10 protein-coding genes are annotated in these 7,297 nt (G+C 69.6%); 5 read left to right on the forward strand and 5 right to left on the reverse strand.

Annotation, left to right across the window (positions count from 1 at the left end):
* Positions 1 to 200: hypothetical protein (locus ACIP8Z_RS32190; RefSeq protein ID WP_402089743.1), on the forward strand; the 200-nt coding region annotated here is incomplete at its 5' end.
* 148 nt (positions 201 to 348) lie between these two features.
* Here ACIP8Z_RS32190 and ACIP8Z_RS32195 read toward each other — a convergent pair.
* On the reverse strand, positions 349 to 1,011 hold the full coding sequence (locus tag ACIP8Z_RS32195; protein WP_402089745.1) for a DNA-3-methyladenine glycosylase: 663 nt from the start codon (positions 1,009 to 1,011) through the stop codon (positions 349 to 351).
* Between the two features lie 88 nt (positions 1,012 to 1,099).
* On the opposite strand from ACIP8Z_RS32195, the gene ACIP8Z_RS32200 reads away from it, so the two are divergent.
* The 3 genes from ACIP8Z_RS32200 to ACIP8Z_RS32210 all read left to right on the forward strand — a co-directional run bounded on the left by ACIP8Z_RS32200 (position 1,100) and on the right by ACIP8Z_RS32210 (position 3,145).
* Positions 1,100 to 1,882, forward strand: a complete 783-nt coding sequence (locus ACIP8Z_RS32200; RefSeq protein ID WP_384918983.1) for a sporulation protein — start codon at positions 1,100 to 1,102, stop codon at positions 1,880 to 1,882.
* Between the two features lie 52 nt (positions 1,883 to 1,934).
* Positions 1,935 to 2,471 (forward strand): YbhB/YbcL family Raf kinase inhibitor-like protein, encoded by a 537-nt coding sequence (locus ACIP8Z_RS32205; RefSeq protein WP_402089747.1) that lies wholly within the window; start codon positions 1,935 to 1,937, stop codon positions 2,469 to 2,471.
* A 167-nt stretch (positions 2,472 to 2,638) separates the two neighbouring features.
* On the forward strand, positions 2,639 to 3,145 hold the full coding sequence (locus tag ACIP8Z_RS32210; protein ID WP_402089749.1) for an HNH endonuclease: 507 nt from the start codon (positions 2,639 to 2,641) through the stop codon (positions 3,143 to 3,145).
* Between the two features lie 74 nt (positions 3,146 to 3,219).
* On the opposite strand, the gene ACIP8Z_RS32215 is transcribed toward ACIP8Z_RS32210, so the two are convergent.
* The 4 genes from ACIP8Z_RS32215 to ACIP8Z_RS32230 form a co-directional block, all read right to left on the reverse strand.
* Complete coding sequence (locus ACIP8Z_RS32215; protein ID WP_402089751.1) at positions 3,220 to 3,993, reverse strand: sulfite exporter TauE/SafE family protein; 774 nt, start codon at positions 3,991 to 3,993, stop codon at positions 3,220 to 3,222.
* Between the two features lie 92 nt (positions 3,994 to 4,085).
* On the reverse strand, positions 4,086 to 5,024 hold the full coding sequence (locus ACIP8Z_RS32220) for an SPFH domain-containing protein (RefSeq protein ID WP_055599862.1): 939 nt from the start codon (positions 5,022 to 5,024) through the stop codon (positions 4,086 to 4,088).
* 93 nt (positions 5,025 to 5,117) lie between these two features.
* Positions 5,118 to 5,549, reverse strand: a complete 432-nt coding sequence (locus ACIP8Z_RS32225) for an NfeD family protein (RefSeq protein ID WP_402089753.1) — start codon at positions 5,547 to 5,549, stop codon at positions 5,118 to 5,120.
* 74 nt (positions 5,550 to 5,623) lie between these two features.
* Positions 5,624 to 6,421, reverse strand: coding sequence for an ABC transporter ATP-binding protein (locus tag ACIP8Z_RS32230; protein ID WP_319308136.1), 798 nt, complete (start codon positions 6,419 to 6,421; stop codon positions 5,624 to 5,626).
* Between the two features lie 157 nt (positions 6,422 to 6,578).
* Between ACIP8Z_RS32230 and ACIP8Z_RS32235 the strand changes: the two genes are divergently transcribed.
* Positions 6,579 to 7,297, forward strand: a 719-nt coding sequence (locus tag ACIP8Z_RS32235) for a hypothetical protein (RefSeq protein ID WP_402089755.1), incomplete at its 3' end; no start/stop codon positions are given.

Below are 7,297 nucleotides of genomic sequence, written 5' to 3' on the forward strand. Positions count from 1 at the left end.
ATCTGGCGTTGATTTTTGGCACGCTGTTGAGTTCTCAAGGAACGGACGCTTCCTTTGTACTCACCCTCTCGGGCTTTCCTCCGGGCTTCCCTTCGTGTTTCCAACCTTACCAGATCATTTTCCGTTCCGTTTCCGGTTCGGAGTTTGTATCCGGTGGCCTGTTGGCTGCCTTTCGCCTTTCGGCGTGTTCACTACGTTAGCTGATTTCTTCGGCGACTCATAATCGAGCAATCGAATTCGAATTCCGGCATGCCGGAATAAGCCCCTGCTGGGGAGTCATCTTGAGTAGTGGGTGGCAGCCGCGGGGTGCTTGAACAAGCAGGCCCGTAACCAGCTGCTCGGGCTACGTTAGGCGGTCGGACGTCTTGAGTCAAGTGTGCTCCTCCGGGGCGTGTGAGGACGATACGGACTCACCGTCCGGTCCTCGTCGATCCAGAAGCGCCAGGGGTGCGGGGCGCCGTCGCCGCCGACTCCCGTGCGGGGGCCGTTGCGGATGCGGTCGGGGGCCGGCGGGGTTCCGGTGAGGAGCCCGAGAGGGGCGTCCGGGCCGGCGCAGGTGTCGGTGCCGTTCAGGGAGAGGCCGACGTCCAGGGCCGTGGCCAGGCGGGCCGGGCCCTTGGCCAGTTCGTGGTCGTGGCGGGCCGAGCGGCGGCGGGGGCGGGCCAGGCCGGCGCCCTTCAGGATCTCCCCCGCGCGCAGCAGCACCCCGCTCGCCTGGCCCTCGGGGCCGCAGACCAGGTTGAGGCAGTGCCACATGCCGTAGGTGAAGTAGACGTACGCGTGTCCGGGCGGGCCGAACATGACTGCGTTGCGTGCCGTGCGGCCCCTGAAGGCGTGCGAGCCGGGGTCGATCGCGCCGGCGTACGCCTCCACCTCCGTCAGGCGCAGTTCGATCAGTCCTTCGGGGGAACGGCGGACGAGTGTGCGGCCGAGGAGGTCGGGGGCGACCTCCAGGACCGGGCGGTCGAAGAAGGTCCGTGGGAGCGGCGTACGGTCGGGGCTCTCGCTCATGGCGCACGAGCGTAGTGGGGGTCGGGCGGGGAACCGACTACGGTCGTCGCGCGTATGTAGGGGTCAGGACTGAGAAGGAGTGAAGGTCATGGGATTCAAGAAGCTGCTCGCGAGCCTGGGCGCCGGTGGGGCCACCGTGGAGACGGTGCTCACCGAGGAGAACGTGGTTCCGGGCGGTGTCGTCCAGGGTGAGGTCCGGATCCAGGGCGGCAGTGTCGACCAGCAGATCGAGGGGCTCTCGGTCGGCCTGCAGGCGCGGGTCGAGGTCGAGGGCGGCGACCAGGAGCACAAGCAGGACATCGAGTTCGTCAAGGTCCGGCTGGGCGGTGCCTTCGAGGTGAAGGCCGGCGCGGTGCACGTGGTGCCGTTCGGTCTGGAGATCCCGTGGGAGACCCCGGTGACCTCGGTCTCGGGGCAGCAGCTGCGCGGGATGAACATCGGTGTGACCACCGAGCTGGAGATCGCCCGCGCGGTGGACTCCGGTGACCTGGACCCGGTCAACGTGCACCCGCTGCCGGCGCAGCAGGCGATCCTCGACGCGTTCCTGCAGCTGGGCTTCCGCTTCAAGAGCGCGGACATGGAGCGCGGGCACATCCGGGGGACGCGGCAGAAGCTGCCCTTCTACCAGGAGATCGAGTTCTTCGCGCCGCAGCAGTACCGGGGTCTGAACCAGGTCGAGGTCAGCTTCGTCGCGGACGACCGTGAGATGGACGTCGTCCTGGAGATGGACAAGAAGCCGGGTCTGTTCGGTGAGGGCAGCGACTCGTTCCGTGCGTTCAAGGTGGGTCTGCACGACTTCCACGCCACCGACTGGGCGGCTTACCTGAACCAGTGGCTCGCCGAGGTCGGCGGCCGTCGCAACTGGCTCTAGGCTCGGGCCCGTAAGGCTGCTGAGGCAGTACGGGCGATACGGAGGTTTCGACGTGTCCGAGGGCAAGAGGGCGCCGCTCCCGCATGACTTCCATCCGCCGGTGCCGGCGTTCACCGTGGTGAGCGACGACATCGCGCCGGGTGGGGTCCTGAAGGACGCGCAGGTGTACGCGGCGGGGAACACCTCGCCGCAGCTGCGCTGGGAGGGGTTCCCCGCGGAGACGAAGAGCTTCGCCGTCACCTGCTTCGACCCGGACGCCCCGACGGGCAGCGGGTTCTGGCACTGGGTGCTGTTCGACATCCCGGTGTCGGTGACCGAGCTGCCCGCCGGTGCCGGGTCGGGGTCGTTCGAGGGGCTGCCGGCCGGGGCCGTGCACGTCCGGAACGACTACGGCTCGAAGGACTTCGGCGGGGCGGCTCCCCCGGCGGGGGAAGAGCACCGCTATGTGTTCACGGTGTACGCGGTGGACAGCGAGAAGCTCGGTCCGGACGGCGATGTGTCGCCGGCGGTGGTCGGGTTCAACCTGCGGTTCCACACGCTGGGGCGTGCCCAGTTGATCGGTGAGTACGCGGCTCCCGCGGCGGTCTGATCGTTCGTTTGTTGTTTGCCCGCTTCTGGTCTTGGAGAGATCAGAAGCGGGCATCTTTTGTTGCGCGGGAAATATTGCGTTGTCCGACCCCGGCCGGCCCGGCCATCGTTGATCCAGGCCCCACCGCCCCGCTCCGGGGCCGGGCCTGCACACGGGAGGTGGGCACAATGCGGGACACGCTGGTACTCAACGCGAGCTTCGAGCCGCTGTCGACGGTCTCTCTCAACCGTGCGGTGGTGCTTGTCCTGACGGACAAGGCCGTCGTCGAGCACGCCCATCCCGATCTGCGGGTCCGAGGTGCGGCCGTCGATCTTCCGGTGCCGCGGGTGATCAGGCTCTGCCGCTACGTCCGGGTGCCGTTCCGAAGACAGGCACCGTGGTCGAGGAGGGGGGTGCTGGTGCGGGACCAGCACCGGTGCGCGTACTGCGGGCGGCGGGCGACGACCGTCGACCACGTGGTGCCGCGTGCCCAGGGCGGTGGGGACAGCTGGCTGAACACGGTCGCCTCCTGTGCCGAGGACAACCACCGCAAGGCGGCGAGGACGCCGGATCAGGCGGGGATGCCGCTGCTGTTCCAGCCGTTCGAGCCGACGCCGGCGGACGCGATGCTGCTCGCGATGCGGGCGAGCGAGCGGTCGGAGCTGCCGGAGTGGCTGGCGAAGGCCGCCGCGTAACCCTGTCTCGTACGGAAGGGCCCGCCTCCCCCGGTGTGGGGAGGCGGGCCCTTCCGCCGTTCCTGGCGACGTGTCTAACGGAGTGTCAGCTGGAGGATGGCGATGACGCCGACGGCGATGATCACTCCGCGCAGCACCGTGGGCGGCAGCTTGCGGCCGACCTTGGCGCCGATCTGGCCGCCGATGGTGGAGCCGACGGCGATGAGCAGGACGGCAGTCCAGTCGAACTCGGCGACGAAGAGGAAGAAGACGGCGGCGACGCCGTTGACGAGGGCGCCGAGGATGTTCTTGACGGCGTTGATCCGCTGCAGGGTGTCGTGGAGCAGCAGGCCCATCAGGGAGAGGTAGAGCACGCCCTGGGCGGCGCCGAAGTATCCGCCGTACATGCTGGCGAGGAGGAGGCCGACGAGGAGGACGGGGCCGCCGTCGGGGTGGGCCTCGGTGCCGGTCTGTTCGCGGCGGCGCTTGACGGCGGCGGCGATACGGGGCTGGAGGACGACCAGGACGAGCGCAAGGCCGATGAGGACCGGGACGATCGCGTCGAAGGCGTCGGACGGCAGTGCGAGGAGCAGGATCGCGCCGATCAGGCCGCCGACGAGGGCGGCGGTGCCGAGGCGGATGATGCGGCGCTTCTGGCCCTTGAGTTCGGCCCGGTAGCCGATGGCTCCGCTGATGGAGCCGGGGACGAGGCCGAGGGCGTTGGAGACGTTCGCGGTGATGGGGGGCAGTCCGGTCGCGAGAAGGACCGGGAACGTGATCAGCGTTCCCGAGCCGACGATGGTGTTGATGGTGCCGGCGCCGATGCCGGCGGCGAAGACTGCCAGGGCTTCCCAGATGGACAACGCCATCTCCTTACATGGTCAGTGAGTCGCCTCCCCGCCCGGACGTCGTCTGGGTCGAGGGGCTCGCACCGATCATGCACGAGAATTACATGTACGTGTCAGTCAACCGACGGTTCGTCTCGCCTTTCGGGCGCGGGGATCTTGGTGTTGAAGCCGGGAACGCTGCCTTCCTTGTTGCCGAAGGCGCCGGAGAGGCCCTTGAGGGCGTCGCCGATCTCGCTGGGCACGATCCAGAGCTTGTTGGCGTCGCCCTCGGCGATCTTCGGGAGCATCTGGAGGTACTGGTACGAGAGCAGCTTCTGGTCCGGGTCGCCGGCGTGGATGGCCTCGAAGACCGTGCGGACGGCCTGGGCCTCGCCCTCGGCGCGCAGGGCGGCGGCCTTGGACTCGCCCTCGGCGCGCAGGATCGCGGACTGCTTCTCGCCCTCCGCGGTGAGGATGGCGGACTGGCGGGTGCCCTCGGCGGTGAGGATCGCGGCGCGCTTGTCGCGCTCGGCGCGCATCTGCTTCTCCATCGAGTCCTGGATGGAGGTCGGCGGCTCGATCGCCTTGAGCTCGACGCGGTTGACGCGGATGCCCCACTTGCCGGTGGCCTCGTCGAGGACGCCACGGAGGGCCGCGTTGATCTCTTCGCGGGAGGTCAGGGTCCGCTCCAGGTCCATGCCACCGATGATGTTGCGCAGGGTGGTGACGGTGAGCTGCTCGATCGCCTGGATGTAGCTGGCGACCTCGTAGGTCGCGGCCCTCGCGTCGGTCACCTGGTAGTAGATGACCGTGTCGATGTTGACGACGAGGTTGTCCTGGGTGATCACCGGCTGCGGCGGGAACGGGACGACCTGCTCGCGCAGGTCGATCCGGTTGCGGATCGAGTCGATGAACGGGACGACGATGTTCAGCCCGGCGTTGAGGGTGCGGGTGTAGCGGCCGAAGCGCTCCACGATCGCCGCGCTGGCCTGCGGAATGACCTGGATCGTCTTGATCAGGGCGATGAAGACGAGCACCACCAGAATGATCAGGACGATGATGACTGCTGACATCGTGTTCCCCGTGCCCTTCGCTGCCGGTTGACTGCCGGGTGGCCTTCGATGATCGAGTTTCGCAGATGACGGAATGTCATGGGCGAGGTTCGGTCACATGACGACGGCGGTGGCCCCGTCGATGTCCACGACGTCGACCTGCTCGCCCGGTTCGAAGGTCTGATCGGAGTCGAGCGCCCGGGCGGACCAGATCTCGCCCGCGAGTTTGACGCGGCCTCCGCCGCCGGCGTCGACCCGCTCCAGGACCACCGCCTGACGTCCCTTCAGGGCGTCGATGCCGGAGGCGTGCGGGGGCCTGTCGTCGCGGTGGCGGGCGGCGATGGGGCGTACCACCGCGATCAGCGCGACCGAGACGACGACGAAGACGAGTACCTGGGCGACGATGCCGAAGTCGAGGGCCGCGGTCACCGCCCCCGCGACCGCTCCGACGGAGAACATGCCGAATTCGGGCATCGCGGTCAGGACCAGCGGAATGCCGAGCCCCACCGCGCCGATCAGCCACCAGACCCATGCGTCGATGTCCACATGGTCATGGTAGGGCGGTGGGGTCCTCCGGGACAGGGCGCGGGCGGCTGTGCGGGACACCGGCGCCGCGTCCGCTACTTCAGGGGCAGGCCGTGGGCGGTCCAGCGGTCGCCGACGCGCTCGACGACGAGCGGCAGGCCGAAGCAGTGCGAGAGGTTGCGGGAGGTCAGCTCCATCTCCACGGGGCCGGCCGCGAGCACCTTGCCCTGACGGATCATCAGGACGTGGGTGAAGCCGGGCGCGATCTCCTCGACGTGGTGGGTGACCATGATCATGGAGGGGGCGTACGGGTCGCGGGCGAGGCGGCCGAGACGGCGGACGAGGTCCTCGCGGCCGCCGAGGTCGAGGCCGGCGGCGGGCTCGTCGAGGAGGAGGAGCTCGGGGTCGGTCATCATCGCGCGGGCGATCAGGGTGCGCTTGCGCTCGCCCTCGGAGAGGGTGCCGAACTTGCGGTCCAGGTAGTCGTTCATGCCGAGGCGGTCGAGGAAGGCCTTGGCGCGCTGCTCGTCGACCGGGTCGTAGTCCTCGTGCCAGGTGGCGGTCATGCCGTACGCGGCGGTGAGGACGGTCTCCAGGACGGTCTGGCGCTTGGGGAGCTTCTCCGCCATGGCGATGCCGGCCATGCCGATGCGGGGACGGAGCTCGAACACGTCGGTGCCGACGCCGCCGAGGCGCTCGCCCAGGATGTCGGCGGTGCCCTTGGTGGGGAAGAGGTAGCTGGAGGCGATGTTCAGAAGGGTGGTCTTGCCGGCGCCGTTGGGTCCGAGGATCACCCAGCGCTCGCCCTCCTTGACCGACCAGGAGACCTCGTCCACCAGAGCCCGTCCGTCGCGGACCACGGATACGTCCACCAGCTCCAGTACATCGCTCATGAGCGCGTTGTCTCCCCTTGCGGTCGAGTCGTGTCGTCGCCTTGCGCCGGTGGGCGCGGCGTCCAGGGGAAAACCTACGTTATCGACGGAGCGGGCCGGTCCCTAGGGCTTCCTTTGAGTCCCCCGGTGCGCCCAGGACTCCCCCTAGTCTTGGGGGATGCTTTCGGAACCACGCTCAGGACGCCTGGCCGCTTGGGGCAATGCCCTGCTGGCCGGGGCGGTGTCGCCGGACGAGGCGGCGCTGGCCATTGTCGGGGAGGACGCGGTGCACCGCGTGGAGGGGCTGCCGGGTGAGGCACGGCCGGTGGGGCTGACGCTGGCGCTCGGCCGGCTGCGGCGGCTCGGGGTGACCGGGTGGCGGGTGGCGCTGCCGGCGCCGGGACATCCGCTGGGGCTGAGCGGGCCGCCGGACTTCAACGCGCGCGCGTTGGAGGCGGAGGAGGCGGCGGTGGGCCACGGCGCGCCGTACGGCCTCGTGCCGGAGGTCTCGGAGGCGGGGCCGGTGGGTGACGTCCATGTGGAGGTGGTCTGGCGCTGTCTCGCGGTGCGGGAGGCGCCGCCGGCGGACGTGCCGTCGCTCGGCGAGGCCGAACGGGAGCTGGCGGAGGCCCTGCGGGACGCGACGGCGGTCCTGACCCGGCTGGACGTGGCGGCCTCGGGCCCTGCGGCGGACGCGGCGCGCGAGGCGTACCGGGCGCGGGCGGAGGTGGGCCGGGAGGTCCTCGCCCCGGGCTACCCGCCGCGGGCGGTGCGGGTCCTTGAGTTGGCGCAGCGGGTGGGCCTGCTGGTGGACCTGGCGTACGACCACGGACACGGGGGCGCGGTGAGCGCGTCGGAAATGGCGGCGCGGGGGGAGGCGCTGCGGCCGGTGGAGCG

The organism is Streptomyces sp. NPDC088553 (assembly GCF_044752965.1).
In the GTDB taxonomy this organism is placed as follows: Bacteria; Actinomycetota; Actinomycetes; order Streptomycetales; family Streptomycetaceae; genus Streptomyces.